Raw genomic sequence first — 15,599 nt, 5'->3', positions numbered from 1 at the left:
TCGCTTCTGTTTTGTAGGGTTTCGTTATGCTGCCTGATGATGCCGGGTACGGTATTTGTCGATCAGCACCGCAATGATGATCACCGCCCCTTTGATCACCAATTGCCAGAAGTAGGAGACGCCCATCAGCGTCATCCCGTTATTTAGCGTGGCGATAATCAGCGCCCCCACCAGCGTACCGGTGATGGTGCCAATGCCGCCGACAAAACTGGTGCCGCCGAGGATCACCGCCGCGATCGCATCCAGTTCATAGCCCATACCAAGGTTGCCGTTGGCACTGTACAGCCGCGAGGCGCTCATCACGCCGCCCAGTCCCGATAACAGGCCGCTCATGCCATACACGAACAGCAGCACCAGCCACACTTTAATGCCGGTCAGCCGTGCGGCCTGCATATTGCCGCCGACTGCATAGATATGAACCCCGAGCGTAGTGCGGCGCAGAATAAACCAGCACAGCACCACCACCGCCAGCGCGATCACCACCAGCCACGGCACCGGGCCGAGGTAGTCGTTGCCCACCCACTCAAAACTGATATCGGAGTTGATAACCGTCGTGCCATCGGCCAGTAAATACGCCGCCCCACGCAGCGCCGTATAGGTGCCGAGCGTGACGATAAACGGCGGTAGCCCGGCAAACGCAACCAGCGCGCCGTTAAACATGCCGAGTAACAGACCGAGCATCAGCGCCGCCGGGACCGATAGCATGGCGAATTGCGGGATCAGTGACACCACCATTGCCGCTACCGCCGTGGTGCCGAGAATCGAGCCGACCGACAGATCGATCCCACCAGTGAGGATGATGAAGGTCATCCCGGCCGCCAGAACAATATTGATCGACGCCTGACGGGTGATGTTCAGCAGGTTGCTTTCGGTGAAGAAGTTCGGTGCGATAAAACCGAAAACGGCAACGATCAGTATCAAAATTGGCAGGATACCGACCGTTTGCATCAGATCGCCCATTAGCATCTTTTTAGCGGAGGCTGATTTCGCCACCGGCATAGCGGTATTGTTTTTGGAGTCAGTCATGAGGCACCGCCTGGTGATGAGAGTCGTTAACGCCGGTGGCCAGCGTCATAATGTTTTCCTGGGTGATGTTGTCGTTATGCAACTCGCCCACAATACTGCCTTCGCGCATGACGTAGACGCGGTCGCTCATGCCGACCACCTCCGGCAGTTCGCTGGAGATCATCAGAATGGCCACGCCCTGGCGCGCCATCTGGTTCATTATGCGGTAGATCTCGCTTTTCGCGCCGACATCGACGCCACGGGTGGGCTCGTCAAGGATCAGAATGCGCGGACCTATTGCGACCCAGCGGGAGATCAGCAATTTTTGCTGATTGCCGCCGGACAATCCGCCTGCCCGAACCTGCGCATGCGGGACACGAATGTTGAGCAATTTGATGGCGTCATCGGAGATAGTCTGCGCTTTTTTACGGTTAAGCATGCCCCAGGCCGCGTCGCGTTCCAGCGTTGCCATGGTGATGTTCTCCTGAGCAGCCAGTTCAAGGAACAAGCCCTGTTCTTTGCGGTTCTCCGTCAGGAAACCAATACCTAAATCAATCGCCGCGCGCGGGGAGTGGATCACTACCGGTTCACCGTCGATTTCGATCATGCCGCCGGTGGCTCTACGTACGCCAAAGATCAGTTGCGCCAGCTCTGAACGCCCGGCACCCACCAGCCCGGCCAGCGCGACAATTTCCCCGGCGCGAACGCACAAACTGACGGGCTGAATTTTTTCACCGTCGGTCAGGTGGTGAATGTTCAGCCGCGGGTTACCGAGTGGAATATCGCGCTCTTTATTAAACAGGTCGCTTAACGGACGCCCGACCATCATCCGTACCAGTTCGGAGGCATTCAGTTTGTCGCGCGTCAGGCTGCCAACATACTGCCCGTCGCGCAGCACGCTGACGCGATCGGAAAGTTCATACACTTCCGCCATGCGATGGCTGATGTAGATAATGGCCATTCCTTCGTCACGCAGGCGTAAAATGAGTTCAAACAGGCGGTGCGTTTCGCGGGAGGAGAGGGCGGCGGTGGGTTCATCCATTACCAGAATGCGGCTGTTGCGGTGCAGTGCGCGGGCGATTTCCACTTGCTGTTGTTCGGCGATGGTCAGTTTCATCACCCGGTCGGTGGCCTTAAAGTGGGCACCGAGACGGTCAATGACCGCCTGTGCCTGGGCTACCATCTCTTTGCGTTGTACCAGCCCGCCGCGCGCCAGTTCGCTGCCCAGGAAGATGTTTTCCGCCACGGTCAGATTAGGAGCGAGCTGCATCTCCTGGTAAATCAGGGTAATGCCCGCTGCCAGTGCATCTTTCGGCCCTTTGATGACGTAGGGCTGTCCGTCGATCAAGATCTCGCCGCTGGTGGCGCTGTAAGCGCCGGCAAGGATTTTCATCAGCGTGCTTTTTCCTGCGCCGTTCTCGCCCATCAGCGCGTGGATCTCACCGGGCCAGACGGTCAAATCCACCCCTTTGAGCGCAAAGAATTTGCCGAATGCTTTGGCAATATTGCGCATCTCCAGCACGGGCATGTTGCTCATGTCTTGGCTCCTGAGAAGAACGATATCCGCACTTCATCACACGTTAGTAAATGCAAAATGTCAGAAGCTGTTCATATTTGTCATAGTGACGTTAAGAAACTGTTTTAACTCTCTCCTGGAGCTGTTATGCCGTATCGCGCGAATTCGTTTTTCGTCAGCACACGTGGGCGACTGCTGTTCTTCAACTTGCTGGTCGTGGCGGTAACGTTAATGGTCTGCGGCGTGGCGGTGCTGGGTTTTCGCCATGCCAGCCAGATCCAGGAGCAGGTGCAGCAGCAGACGCTGGACGATATGACCAGCAGCATGAATCTGGCGCGGGATACCGCCAGCGTTGCCACGGCAGCGGTGCGGTTGTCGCAGGTGGTTGGCGCGCTGGAATACAAAGGTGAAGCGGAACGGCTGGAGGCAACCCAACACGCGCTCCAGTATTCGCTAAGCCAACTGGCGAATGCGCCGTTGGCACATCAGGAGCCACAATTGGTGGCGCAAATCACCCGGCGCAGCCATGAGTTGCAACAGAGCGTCACCGAGATGCTGCAACGCGGGCAGCGCCGCCATCTGGAGCGTAATGCGCTGCTCAGCTCGCTCTACCAGAACCAGAGTTATTTGCGCCACCTGCAAGAGGTGAATGCCCGTGATGGCGGCAATGTTCCTGATAAGCAACTGCTGGAGGAGATGGATCGGCTCATTATCGCTGCGATTCAGACCCCCTCACCACGTCCCACCGTCCGGCAACTCACTGATATCATGGGGCAGTTACCGCAGCGTATCGATAGTTCCGCGGTAGGATTTATTTTGCCGGATTTTAGCGCCGAACTGCGCAAGCTGGGGCCGCTGTCGCTCCAGCTTGAAGAGAGTGATTTGGCGATCAACTGGTCGATGTTTCATATCAAAGCGCTGGTGGCGCTGCTGAACAGTGATATCAACCGCTATGTTGCCGCCGTGGCGCAGGCCTCGGATCTGCGCACCGCTCAGCGTCATCAGGAGATGCGCTCCATCATCTTCTTTATCAGTGGATTTGCGCTGCTGGCGCTGGTGATCACCGGGTTTGCCGGGTGGTATATCTACCGTAATCTGGGTTCCAATCTGACGGCGATTTCTCGCGCTATGTCGCGGCTGGCGCATGGCGAACAGGATGTGTCGGTGCCTGCGCTGCAACGCCGTGATGAACTGGGTGAGCTGGCGCGCGCTTTCAACGTTTTTGCGCGTAATACCGCCTCGCTGGAGCACACGTCGAAGCTGCTAAAAGAGAAAAGTACGCAACTGGAAACCACCTTTCACGCTATGCGCGATGGGTTTGCGTTGTTTGATAACCAGGGCTGCCTGGTGGTGTGGAATCCGCAATATCCACTGTTGCTCGGCTTAACGGCGCAGGCATTACAGCGCGGTCAGCATTATCAAATGCTGCTGCGGCAGGTGAGCGATTTCCCTGCGCACGTGCAGGAGAATCTTGCCCGCCCGCTGCCGAAAGCGCAGGAGTTGCGGCTGGCAGACAACCGCACTATCGAACTGCGTTTCAGCCCGGTGCCGGGGCGCGGGATGGTTAACGTGGTGCTGGATCGCACGGAACGTAAGGGGCTGGAGGAAGCGCTGTTGCACAGCCAGAAAATGAAAGCAGTGGGGCAGCTTACCGGCGGTCTGGCGCATGATTTCAACAACTTGCTGGCGGTGATTATCGGCAGCCTCGAACTGGTGGATCCCGCTTCACCGGATGCCCCGCGCATTTCCCGCGCCTTGAAAGCTGCTGAGCGAGGGGCGTTGCTCACGCAGCGGCTACTCGCATTTTCCCGCAAACAGTCGCTGCATCCCCATGCGGTGGATATGCAACCTCTGTTAGAGAACCTTGGCGAGCTGATGCGCCACTCGCTCCCTACCACGTTGGCGCTGGACATTGAAGCGCAGCACCCGGCGTGGCCCGCCTGGATAGATGTCGGGCAACTGGAGAATGCGATCATCAATCTGGTGATGAATGCCCGCGATGCGATGGAAGGCCAAAGCGGAGTCATCAAGATCCGGACCTGGAACCAGCGCGTAACCCGCCGTGACGGACGCAAACAGGATATGGTAGCGCTGGAAGTAATCGATCATGGCTGCGGGATGTCGCAGGAGGTTAAAGCGCAGGTGTTTGAGCCCTTTTTTACCACCAAACAGACCGGCGGTGGGAGCGGACTGGGGTTGTCGATGGTTTACGGCTTTGTGCGTCAGTCTGGCGGTCGGGTTGAAATTGAGAGTGCGCCAGGGCAGGGCACGACGGTGCGTTTGCAACTCCCGCGTGCGACGGTGCAGGCACGCAGTCATGCAGAAGCTGACCAGGCGCAGGTGCGCGACACCAGCGACACGCTGATCCTGGTACTGGAAGATGAAGCCGATGTGCGCCAGACGCTCTGTGAACAGCTCCATGAACTGGGCTATCTGACGCTGGAGGCGGAAAACGGTGAACAGGCGTTGCAACTGCTGGAAGCCTCGCAAGAGATTGGCATAGTGATAAGCGATCTGATGCTGCCCGGACGTTTAAGCGGGGCCGACGTGATTAGCGCCGCGCGCCAGCACTACCCGCATTTACCGTTGCTGCTGATTAGCGGCCAGGATCTGCGTCCGGCGCATAACCCCGCACTGCCGGATGTTGAACTGTTGCGTAAACCTTTTACTCGTATCCAGCTCGCGCAGGCGCTGCGGCGAATTGCGGCATAAAACGGTGTTTAAATAGGGGACCCTGTTGCTGGCGAAGAAAAAAGAGCAGAATGAATTTAAGTATCTTATTTCCGGTGATGGTCTTCACATACCCGGAAATAACACTATTGTTCTTCATGTTAATGCCCGATAAATTATTTACATCAGGATTGTTACTCTCTTAAGGCTAAACCTGAAATCCGCACACTCCGTTTCGACGGTTTTTGGATTTCAGGTTTTTTTTGTTTTTATTCATCATGAATAAACATGGGTAATATCGAAGTATAGTTGTAAATAATATAGGGAAGATAAAATGAAAAAATGGCTGTGTTGTAGTGTGCTTATTATTACCTCCTTTTCACTCAGCGCCCGCGACGTCACACTAACGATACTGCATACCGGTGATACGCACGGCCGGGGGATGAGCAAAGAGGGAATTGGGTACGGAAAAATAAGTGGTTATGTAAAGGAACGGCGTAATACAACAGATAACGTGCTGTTTCTGGACGTCGGTGATGCGGTTAGCGGCGTACCGGTTACGGATTTATCGCTCGGCGAGACAAATATTACCGCCATGAACATGATGGGCTATGATGCCTTTACGCCAGGTAATGCCGATTTTATTTTTGGCGGGCAGGCGTTGCTGACACTAAATAAAAAATCCCGTTTCCCTTTTATCTCTGCGAATATTTTGTATCAAGGCAAGCCTGCATTTCCCCCTTTTATTATTAAAAATATTGATGGGATGAATGTGGGGATTATTGGTGTTTCTCCATTGAATGCCATGATGGCGACAACAGACAATAAACTGTCCGGTTTTTCGGTCACCGATCCTGTTACGGCGGTGAAAGAGACGGTTGCTGCAATCAAAAATAAAACCGATGTGATTATTGTGCTGGCGCATTTGGGCAAGGTTGACCCGGATGTGAATATCGACAAATTGATTGCCGCTGTACCGGATATTGATGTCGTTGTAGACGGTCACGACCATATTGAGGTGAGAAACGGTGTACAAGTGGGTCATACCATCATGGTCAATGCCGGGCAGTATGGCGACTTTCTGGGCGAGTTGACGTTAACCTTCAGGAATCACCATCGGGTGAGCTGGCATGAACACCTGCTGGATAAAACGGCGCTTGCCGGTGTGACCGCCGATCGGGATGTTGAAACGTTTATCCACCAGCAACAGGCCCGGAACGCAGAAACGTTAAGCCGTATCGTGATGACATTGCCCTTTACACTGGATGGAAAACGCGAGCATGTACGTTCAGGGCAAACCAATTTGGGCGCGTTGCTGGCCGACGCGGAACGGGAATACGCCCGCGCGGATATCGCATTTACCGTGGGCGCTTTTCTGCGCGACAGCCTCAGTGCCGGGCCGGTGTCTTACGGGCAGTTGTTGAAGGCGCTGCCTTTTACGCTCCCGCTGGTTACCCGGGAGATGAGTGGGAAACAGATTAAGGATTTTATCGAACATAACTATACGGAAAAGCAGCTGATTTCCGGTGCTTATGTTCACGTGAGTGGCATGACCTTTGCGGTGGATTTCAGTCGGCCGGTGGGTGACAGGATGATCGACATTCGCATCAATGGCGCGCCGCTGGAGGTCAATCAAACCTACCGGGTCGCTTGTAACGAGCAGGTAAGCGATTACGGTATCCGCGAGATTGCCATCCGCGATCGGTATGAGGTGACGATGGCTTCTCTGCTGCGCGAATACGTAAATAAGCATACCAATCTGCCGATGCCGCAACCGCGCGTGCGTCTTATTCCGTAACGCCGGGGATTTGAGATTTCTCCGCTACTCGCCCGCTATGGCGTAAATTAACGTACAGCCAGTCACCTTTTGAGACTGGCTTTATGAAACGTTACGCGACAGCGCTGTTCGTCGGCGCACTCTCTCTCAGTGGTCAGATGGCCCATGCCGATATTATCGACGATGCCATTGGCAATATTCAGCGCGCGATCGGTGATGCGTATAACACCGATGGCAGTCGGGATGACGATCAACGCTATCAGGACGATAGCCTGCGTCGTGACGAACGCAGCCGGCGCTATGAAGATCGCCGCCGGCAACTGGAAGACCGACGCCAGCGGCTCGACGACCGCCAGCGCCAGCTCGATGAGGAGCGACGCCAGATTGATGATGAACAGCGCAGGCTGGAAGACGATTACGACCGCTAACGGCGCTAGGCCGGAACGCGTACGCGAAGCCCAAGGCGCGCCGGAACTATATCTTCCAGCAGAGCGACCAGCTGCGGATCCATAAAGTGGTAATGATCGGGAATATCCAGCACATGCACCGGTTTATGCTGCATCAACCGGCCAAAGTCGGCCATGATCCGGCTCTTGTGCTGCTCTTCCATTACACAAATAACGTCTGCCCAGGAAAGAATGGCGGGCGACACTGTTTTTCTTGCCTGGCGTTGAGTCCCGGCGGAGCGGGCATTGAGCCCGGGATAGCGACGAAAAACCTGCTCAGCCGTCGGGCTGCGCCATTGGTTTCGGCTACAAATAAAAAGCACATTCATGGCAAGTTATTACTCATTAATGCCGCGTAGTGCGAATTACTACCTGATCACACGCGGGTATTGAAGACCCCGTTGCGTTGCGCGCAACAACTTTTCGGTGCGAGTCTGTACGCTTTATCCCTCAAACTACCTCTTTACAGGCTGCGTTTGCTTCTCCCGGCTCCATCGGGAAATACCGGGACGAATATATCCATATTGTGCGGTCTAATCCAGCACAATCCGCATGCCATCATACCCTGCTTCGAACCCCGTCGGCAGCGGGTTTTTCATCATCCATTGATCAAAGACATGACTGATATGGGTTAGGATCACTCGCGGACAGCGAATCACCGCATTCAGGGCGATAATTGTGGTCAAATCACTGTGATTTTTTGGCGTTTCCGGGCGGGGTTCATAACTACAATCTATGATAACCACCTGCGGATGATTATTGAGCAAGAACTTCAGCGTCTTGTCGGGCAGACCCGCCGTATCTGACAGCCAGGCCACCCGGCTGTGCGCGGTTTCAAGCAGATACCCGAACGTTATTTTCGAGTGATTCAGCGGCAAAGGCGTGACCTGCAACCCTTGCAGATCAAAGACCACAAACGGCTCAACGGTATGGCTGAAATCCAGCAAACCGGGGTGTTTAAAGAGGTCGTCGCAGCCTTGCTCATCTGGTGGGCCGTAGACCGGGATTTTATCGCCCACGCCCCAGCGTAGCGGAAACAAGCCCTGCACATGATCTATATGGTAGTGGGTCAACAAAAATTGTTGAAACGCGCCTGCCGGAAAGTGCTCCATCAGGTCTGGGATACCCGCATCCAGTAGCGTTACCGCGTCGTTAAACTGAACGACGGCGCTACAGGGCTTGCGGCGATGCGCCTCGTTCTGCCGCGCGCGATGGCAGGCGGCGCAGTGGCAACCAAATACCGGCACTAACTGCGCGCCGCCCGTGCCAGTGAGGGTGATTGTTAAGCTCATACGACCCCTTACAACGGTTGGGTTCACGTAATCGGCGCAGACGCACTGCGCCGCCATCATTACGCACTTTTCCCTTGTTGCGCGCGTATCAGCGTGACCAGTCCTTCGACTGACTGTAGCAAACTTCCGTCATTATTGAGTGTCAGGCAACCTGTCGGGGGGTAGCGGGCTGCTCTTTCCAGTCGTGCGGCGATTTCCGCCGCATTTTCCCGCCCGCGTCTTTCCAGCCGCTGGCGTAAAATCTCCGCAGATACCTGTACATGCACCGGCACCAGCACATCGCCATACTGTGCCAGCGCCTGGGGGAGATGCCCACGAGAACCATTCACCACTACATCAAACCCGGTTTGCAGCCAGAGATCGATCTCTGCGCCAATGCCGTAGTAAAAGCCGTTGGCATGCCAGCTCAGCGTAAAAAGATGCTGTTCAGCACGGGTGAAAAACTCCTTTTCGCTCAGCGCAATATGGTTCTCGCTGCCCGCGCTGGCCGGGCGCGTGATATAGCGGTGCGCCACCAATAGCTGCGGATGCTCCCGCTGGCGAAGCGCCGCCAACAGAGTATCTTTCCCGGCACCGGATGGCCCCATCAACCAGATCAGTCTGCCCATCAGAACACCCGAGTTCCCTGACGCCAGACGTGATCGATATGCACATGGTCGCCTTTGTGATGTGCCAGCACCAGATCCGCCCGTTTCCCCTCGCCAATCACGCCGCGATCGCTAAGGTTCAGCGCCTGCGCCGGGTTTTTCGTTACCAGACGGATCGCCTGCGGCAGGGTGAAATCGTTCTCTTCGTTTACCGCAATTCGAAACGCGGCATCCAGCAGGCTGGCGGGATAGTAGTCAGACGACAGCACATCCAGCAGGCCGAGCTGCGCCAGCTTGTGCGCTGCCACGTTACCAGAGTGAGAGCCACCGCGCACAATGTTCGGCGCGCCCATCAGAATGCTCATACCATGTTCACGGGAGGCTTCTGCGGCTGCGAAAGTGGTGGGGAATTCCGCAATCACGCTGCCCAACTGATGGGACTCCACCACATGCTCACGCGTGGCGTCATCATGGCTGGCCAGTGGCAGGTGGCGTTCCCGGCAGTGGGCGGCAATCGCCAGCCGGTTTGGCTGAGACCACCGCGCCGCCAGTGCCAGTTGCTCTTGTTCAAACGCATCCATCTGTTCGTTGGTGAGATGGTATTTGCCCTGGTAGTAATCGCGGTACTTCTCATAGCTGGCGTACTGGCGCTGACCCGGTGAGTGATCCATCAGGGATACCAGCGTGACGGGTTCACGGCTGACCAGTTTTTCAAATAACGGCAGCGTGGTGTGATGCGGCAATTCGCAGCGCAGGTGCAGACGATGCTCCGCGCGGTTCAGGCCGCGTTTTTGCGTCTCTTCCACGGCGTTAATCATCTTTTCCAGATTCTCCAGCCGATCGCCGCCGTCGCGCACATCGCCAATCGCGACCGCATCCAGCACGGTGGTGATACCGCTGGCAACCATCAGCGCGTCGTGGCTGCTCATTGCCGAGTGTGCCGGCCAGTCCACTTTCGGGCGCGGCGTGAAGAATTTATCCAGGTTATCGGTATGCAGTTCGATAAGGCCCGGCAGCAACCAGCCGCCGTCACCATCGTGCGCGCCGGGCTGGCTGCTCTGAGTTTCGGCGAACGTGCGGATCATGCCGTCGCGGATCTCCAGCGATCCGCTAACCACTTCATTTTCAAGGATCAGTTTGACATTGTTGATGATCATGCGTGAATTCCCATCGGATACAGACGGTCGGCAACGTGTTCACGTACTGCGCCATCGTGAAAGATGCCGACAATCGCCGCACCGCGCGCTTTTGCCTGCGCAATCAGTTCAACGACGGCGGCGCTGTTTTTCTCATCCAGCGAAGCGGTAGGTTCATCGAGCAGCAAAATCGGGTAGTCGACAATAAAGCCGCGGGCGATATTGACACGCTGCTGCTCACCGCCGGAAAAGGTGGCAGGCGCGAGATGCCATAAGCGTTCAGGTACATTGAGTCGCGCCAGCAACTGACCCGCTTTCTGGACACAGACATCGCGCGGCACGCCCTGTTCCAGCAGGGGTTGCATCACCACATCCAGCGCACTGACGCGCGGTATCACACGTAAAAACTGGCTCACCCAGCCGATAGTGTGACGGCGGACTTCCAGCACTTTACGCGCCGGGGCATGTACCAAATCCACCCATTCATCGCCGTGCTTCACATGGATATGACCGGCGTCCGGCAAGTAGTTGGCATACAGGGAACGCAGCAACGTGGATTTCCCACTGCCGGAGTGCCCGTGCAGCACCACGCATTCTCCTGCATCCACACTCAGCGAGGTTTCGCGCAGTACGGGCAGACGCACGCCGTTTTGGTGGTGCAGGACAAAGGTTTTACTGACATTTTCCACACGTAAGACAGGCATTGGACACTCCTTAATTTTGTAATACCGAGGAGACCAGTAATTGGGTGTACGGATGATGCGGATCGTCGAGAACACGGTCAGTTAACCCACTTTCCACCACCTGACCCTGTTTCATGACCAGCAGGCGGTTCGCCAGCAGGCGCGCAACGCCTAAATCATGGGTGACCATCACCACGGCCAGGTTCATTTCCACCACCAGACTGCGCAGCAGATCCAGCAACCGGGCCTGGACTGATACGTCCAGCCCGCCGGTGGGTTCATCCATAAACACCAGCTTTGGCTGTGTGACGAGGTTGCGGGCAATTTGCAGCCGCTGCTGCATACCGCCCGAAAAAGTAGTGGGAAGATCATCAATACGTGATGGCGGGATCTCTACATCGCTTAGCCACTGCTCCGCCGTGGCGCGGATGGCCCCATAATGGCGTGCACCGGTAGCCATCAGGCGTTCGCCAATATTGCCGCCCGCAGACACCTGGCGACGCAGGCCGTCCAGCGGATGCTGATGCACCACGCCCCATTCGGTGCGTAGCAGTCGGCGGCGCTCGGCTTCACTCATGGCGTACAGATTGCGGTTCTGGTAGAGAATGTCGCCCTGCTGTGGCGGCAAGCGGGCCGAAATCGCGTTCAGTAATGTGGTCTTACCGGAACCGGACTCTCCGACAATGCCCAGTACCTCACCAGGCCAGAGATCGAACGACACATCGGTAAAACCTTTTCCCGGCGCATACAGATGCGAGAGGTGATTCACCGAAAGCAGCGGTTGGGTCATTTACGTAAAGCCTCGCTCTGTTGGCGGCAGTAATCGGTGTCAGAGCAGACGAACATCCGCTTACCGGTATCATCCAGCACCACTTCATCCAGGTAGCTGTGGGTCGAACCGCAGATGGCACAAGGGTGATCCCATTTTTGCGGTGCGAAGGGGTAATCTTCAAAATCGAGACTGACCACCTGCGTATAAGGCGGCACGGCGTAAATCCGTTTTTCTCGCCCGGCGCCAAACAGTTGCAGGGCGGGCATCATGTGCATTTTCGGGTTATCAAAAGCCGGAATGGGCGAAGGATCCATGATGTAGCGGTCATTGACTTTCACCGGCCAGGCATAGCGGGTGGTGAAGTTGCCGAAGCGGGCGATATCTTCATACAGCTTCACCTGCATTACACCGTACTCTTCCAGCGCATGCATGGTGCGGGTCTCGGTTTCGCGCGGCTCAATAAAGCGCAATGGCTCCGGAATCGGTACCTGGTAAATCAGAATGTGATCGGCGGTCAGCGGTGTTTCAGGAATGCGATGGCGGGTCTGTATCAGCGTGGCGTCTGCGGTGCGCTCGGTGGTTTCCACCCCCGTTACCCGACTGAAGAACTGGCGAATCGATACGGCGTTTGTGGTGTCGTCCGCTCCCTGATCGATCACTTTCAGCACATCGTCTTCGCCAATCACGCTGGCGGTAAGCTGAATGCCACCGGTTCCCCAGCCATAGGGCATGGGCATTTCGCGGCCGCCAAACGGCACCTGGTAACCGGGGATGGCTACCGCTTTGAGCAGCGCCCGGCGGATCATGCGTTTGGTTTGCTCATCAAGAAAGGCAAAGTTATAGCCGGTCAGCGCGTTAGCCACGGTGCTTCTCCTGTTGTAGCTGTCTGAGCAGGTCCAGTTCAGCCTGGAAATCGACGTAATGGGGGAGCTTGAGGTGTGAGACGAAGCCCGCCGCTTCGACATTATCCGCATGCGCCAGCACGAACTCTTCGTCTTGCGCCGGGCTGCGCATCGGTTCTCCGTAGTCGGCGGCTTGCAATGCGCGATCTACCAGCGCCATTGCCATGGCTTTGCGCTCGCTCATGCCAAACACCAGCCCATAGCCACGGGTAAAATGCGGCGCCTCGTTCTCCGGGGCGACAAATCCGTTGACCATTTCGCATTCGGTCACCAGCAGTTCGCCAATATTCACGGCGAAGCCCAGCTCTTCCGGTACAATTTCCACCTCGACATAGCCACTGCGGATCTCGCCAGCGAAAGGGTGATTGCGCCCGTAACCACGTTGGGTGGAGTAGGCCAGCGCCAGTAAATATCCTTCGTCGCCGCGCGCCAATTGCTGCAAACGTGACGCCCGCGAACAAGGGAAAACCGGTGGCTGTCGGGTAATGTCATCCGGTGCTGTGCCGCTGTCCTGCTCGGCTTTTGCCAGTCCTTCATTGACCAGCAGGCTGAAAACATGCGGTGTGGCTTCCTGCGGGCGAGGCTCTGCGGTGCGCAACGGGGGAATGTCGCCTTCGGCAAGCAGGGCGAAGTCCAGTAACCGGTGGGTGTAATCATAAGTAGGGCCAAGCAACTGCCCGCCGGGAATATCTTTGTAGATTGCTGAAATACGGCGTTCTAAACGCATGTTTGCGCTGTCGATGGGTTCGCTAACGGCCAGACGCGGGAGCGTCGTGCGGTAAGCGCGCAGCAGAAAGATGGCTTCGACGTTATCGCCACTTGCCTGTTTCAGCGCCAGTGCCGCCAGCTCGCGATCGGCGATGCCCCCTTCGGTCATCACCCTGTCCACCGCGAGGTGGAGCTGTTCGGCAACTTGCCCGACACTCAGTTCCGGCAGTTCATTGTCGCCACGACGTTTGTGTTCCTGCAGAGCGTGGGCGGCGGCAATCGCCTTTTCGCCCCCCTTGACAGCAACGTACATCAGCACACCTCCACAAGTGTGGTTCTGGGGATAGCCAGCGCGCGGTCACCGCAGGTCAGGATCACATCGATGCCTGTCGGGAACGAGTGCGGACGGTCGGTAAACTCATCGGTAATACACTCCGGCAGTTGTGGCGCAATCATGCGCTCTTCCAGAATGCCAGGCCCGGTGAGGCGCAGCATGCGTCCGCCGCTCAAACCCGGCAGTTGCAAGATCAGCGTGGCGCTGGTTTCCGGGCTGCTGGCAGTACCGCCAGGCAGTGCGCTGAGCTGCAAGGCGCTTAGGGTGTGGTCCGCCACTGCGAACAGCGACTGTTGCGGTTGATCCACCAACGGTGCATTGGTATGAAAACGCAGATTCTGGCGGACCAGATCGTTGCTGAGCGTACCGGAGAGCCAGATTGGGGTGTCGTTGTCTACCAGCGTCAACAGTACGCTGGTAGAAGCTGCGTTGAGCGGCGGCCAGCCGTGTTTCAGTTGCGGCAGCGAGACAATGACGCCCGGCTCGCTCATGGCTTTTAGCAAACGGCGAAAACAGTGTTGGGCATCGTGAACCGCTGAGGCGAATGCGGGTTGTAAGGTCATGCGTTATCTCCGCGAACCAGAGTAAAGAAGTCGACCCGGCTGGCGCTGATTTCGGCCTGGCGCGCGTCAATACGCGCAGCGTGGTCTGCTTCCAGCGGGGCAATAAGGGTTTCCATCAGGGTCTGATAGTGGGTGGGATCCTGTAACAGTGCATCGCACACGGCGCAGCGTTCGGCATGGCCTTTATCGCGGCCCAATACCCAGCTAAAACCGAGTTGCCCGCCAGCAAGTTGAACCACTGCGCGAGTCAGGGTCGCATCGCCGGGAAAAAAACGGTCGCCGGTCGCGCCCATGCGCGCCTGAATTTGCACCAGCCCGGTTTGCGGTGCCCGTATTTGTTCATATTCCGGTGCCAGTCCAAGCGTGCGCATCCTCGCCCGCAGTATCTCCGGGGTGGAGCGGGCCAGCGTTGCCATCCAACGCTGACGGGTGGGGGTATCGAAATGCATTCAGTGCTCCATGGTGAATTCAATCATGTCGGCGCGTGTCAGGCTGACGGAGTACTCCGTTGCGTTGATTTCGCCTTCACGGTGATTAAGGGTGCGCACGCAGAGCAGCGGCGCCATATTGGGGATCTCCAGCCAACGGCTCTCTTTGGCCTGCGCGCGACGGGCGCTGATGCGTGTCTGGGTACGTTTCAGGTGGATACCGGATTGTTCGCGCAAAAAATCGTGCAGCGAACCGCTATTAAACTGTTGCAGCACCGGCCACAACGTCATGTCGCTGAAGTAGTGATCAATTAAACAGAGTGCTATGCCATTGACGCGTCGGCGGGTGCGCAAATGAATCACGTTATCGCCTTCCTGTACGCCTAACGCATCCGCCACAGTGCCGGATGCCGGGCGCAACACCGCCAGCAGGCGCTCGCTGGTAGGATGGCTGCCTTGCTCCAACAAGTTCTGGCTAAAGCGGGCCTGCGCATTGAGGGGATAATCGAACGGGCGCATCAGCACCAGTACGCCAACGCCCTGACGGCGCTGTACCCAACCTTTTTCTACCAATTGATCGATGGCGCGGCGTAGGGTGTGGCGATTCACCTCAAAGCGTGCCGCCAGTTGCTGTTCTGCAGGGAGCCAGTCGCCGCAACGATAGTTATTGCGCAGTTCCTGCTCCAGTCTGGCGGCAATTTCCTGATAACGTGTAGGATAACTGGTCGGATGTCTGGATAAGTGCATGGTCATCAACGCCCCGTAGGCCAGATAAGGTGT

At 56.7% G+C, this 15,599-nt stretch carries 16 protein-coding genes; 3 read left to right on the top strand and 13 right to left on the bottom strand.

Annotation, left to right across the window (positions count from 1 at the left end):
* Positions 1-24: 24 nt before the first annotated feature.
* Both ABGA49_RS11235 and ABGA49_RS11230 read right to left on the bottom strand, forming a co-directional pair.
* Complete coding sequence (locus ABGA49_RS11235) at positions 25-1,026, bottom strand: ribose ABC transporter permease (protein ID WP_061498646.1); 1,002 nt, start codon at positions 1,024-1,026, stop codon at positions 25-27.
* On the bottom strand, positions 1,019-2,542 hold the full coding sequence (locus ABGA49_RS11230) for a sugar ABC transporter ATP-binding protein (protein ID WP_134318983.1): 1,524 nt from the start codon (positions 2,540-2,542) through the stop codon (positions 1,019-1,021). Before ABGA49_RS11230 ends, ABGA49_RS11235 begins: the two co-directional genes overlap by 8 nt.
* Positions 2,543-2,668: 126 nt before the next feature.
* On the opposite strand from ABGA49_RS11230, the gene ABGA49_RS11225 reads away from it, so the two are divergent.
* The 3 genes from ABGA49_RS11225 to yjdP all read left to right on the top strand — a co-directional run bounded on the left by ABGA49_RS11225 (position 2,669) and on the right by yjdP (position 7,396).
* Positions 2,669-5,233 (top strand): ATP-binding protein, encoded by a 2,565-nt coding sequence (locus ABGA49_RS11225; protein WP_088237244.1) that lies wholly within the window; start codon positions 2,669-2,671, stop codon positions 5,231-5,233.
* Between the two features lie 292 nt (positions 5,234-5,525).
* Positions 5,526-6,989, top strand: coding sequence for a bifunctional UDP-sugar hydrolase/5'-nucleotidase (locus ABGA49_RS11220; protein WP_347665563.1), 1,464 nt, complete (start codon positions 5,526-5,528; stop codon positions 6,987-6,989).
* Between the two features lie 83 nt (positions 6,990-7,072).
* The gene (gene yjdP / locus ABGA49_RS11215; RefSeq protein WP_347665562.1) at positions 7,073-7,396 is read left to right on the top strand and encodes a DDRRRQL repeat protein YjdP; all 324 of its coding nucleotides are present in this window, start codon (positions 7,073-7,075) and stop codon (positions 7,394-7,396) included.
* 5 nt (positions 7,397-7,401) lie between these two features.
* Here yjdP and ABGA49_RS11210 read toward each other — a convergent pair whose 3' ends face one another.
* The 11 genes from ABGA49_RS11210 to phnF all read right to left on the bottom strand — a co-directional run bounded on the left by ABGA49_RS11210 (position 7,402) and on the right by phnF (position 15,566).
* On the bottom strand, positions 7,402-7,743 hold the full coding sequence (locus ABGA49_RS11210) for a phosphotyrosine protein phosphatase (RefSeq protein ID WP_061498629.1): 342 nt from the start codon (positions 7,741-7,743) through the stop codon (positions 7,402-7,404).
* Positions 7,744-7,947: 204 nt separating this feature from the next.
* Positions 7,948-8,706 (bottom strand): phosphonate metabolism protein PhnP, encoded by a 759-nt coding sequence (gene phnP / locus ABGA49_RS11205; protein ID WP_347665561.1) that lies wholly within the window; start codon positions 8,704-8,706, stop codon positions 7,948-7,950.
* A 59-nt stretch (positions 8,707-8,765) separates the two neighbouring features.
* On the bottom strand, positions 8,766-9,317 hold the full coding sequence (gene phnN / locus ABGA49_RS11200) for a ribose 1,5-bisphosphokinase (protein ID WP_167352626.1): 552 nt from the start codon (positions 9,315-9,317) through the stop codon (positions 8,766-8,768).
* Entirely contained in the window at positions 9,314-10,450 is a 1,137-nt protein-coding gene (gene phnM, locus ABGA49_RS11195) for an alpha-D-ribose 1-methylphosphonate 5-triphosphate diphosphatase (RefSeq protein ID WP_061498624.1), read from the bottom strand. Before phnM ends, phnN begins: the two co-directional genes overlap by 4 nt.
* Positions 10,447-11,133 carry a phosphonate C-P lyase system protein PhnL gene (phnL, locus tag ABGA49_RS11190; protein ID WP_347665560.1) on the bottom strand — a complete coding sequence of 229 codons (687 nt, stop codon included), beginning with the start codon at positions 11,131-11,133 and terminating at the stop codon, positions 10,447-10,449. Before phnL ends, phnM begins: the two co-directional genes overlap by 4 nt.
* A 10-nt stretch (positions 11,134-11,143) precedes the next feature.
* Entirely contained in the window at positions 11,144-11,902 is a 759-nt protein-coding gene (phnK, locus tag ABGA49_RS11185) for a phosphonate C-P lyase system protein PhnK (RefSeq protein WP_061498619.1), read from the bottom strand.
* Positions 11,899-12,747: an alpha-D-ribose 1-methylphosphonate 5-phosphate C-P-lyase PhnJ gene (locus tag ABGA49_RS11180; protein WP_061498615.1), complete on the bottom strand. Its 849-nt coding sequence runs from the start codon at positions 12,745-12,747 to the stop codon at positions 11,899-11,901. Before ABGA49_RS11180 ends, phnK begins: the two co-directional genes overlap by 4 nt.
* Complete coding sequence (locus ABGA49_RS11175; protein WP_347665559.1) at positions 12,740-13,807, bottom strand: carbon-phosphorus lyase complex subunit PhnI; 1,068 nt, start codon at positions 13,805-13,807, stop codon at positions 12,740-12,742. Before ABGA49_RS11175 ends, ABGA49_RS11180 begins: the two co-directional genes overlap by 8 nt.
* On the bottom strand, positions 13,807-14,391 hold the full coding sequence (gene phnH, locus ABGA49_RS11170) for a phosphonate C-P lyase system protein PhnH (protein WP_061498610.1): 585 nt from the start codon (positions 14,389-14,391) through the stop codon (positions 13,807-13,809). The genes ABGA49_RS11175 and phnH overlap by 1 nt, the downstream gene beginning before the upstream one ends.
* Complete coding sequence (phnG, locus tag ABGA49_RS11165) at positions 14,388-14,840, bottom strand: phosphonate C-P lyase system protein PhnG (RefSeq protein WP_061498607.1); 453 nt, start codon at positions 14,838-14,840, stop codon at positions 14,388-14,390. Before phnG ends, phnH begins: the two co-directional genes overlap by 4 nt.
* Entirely contained in the window at positions 14,841-15,566 is a 726-nt protein-coding gene (phnF, locus tag ABGA49_RS11160) for a phosphonate metabolism transcriptional regulator PhnF (protein ID WP_061500224.1), read from the bottom strand. It abuts the gene before it with no gap.
* Positions 15,567-15,599: the final 33 nt, after the last annotated feature.

It is taken from the genome of Kosakonia sp. WA-90 (genome assembly GCF_039871955.1).
Taxonomy (GTDB): Bacteria; Pseudomonadota; Gammaproteobacteria; order Enterobacterales; family Enterobacteriaceae; genus Kosakonia; species Kosakonia oryzendophytica.
Note: the sequence above shows the minus strand (reverse complement) of the source record. Positions and strands in the feature narration are given on the sequence as shown.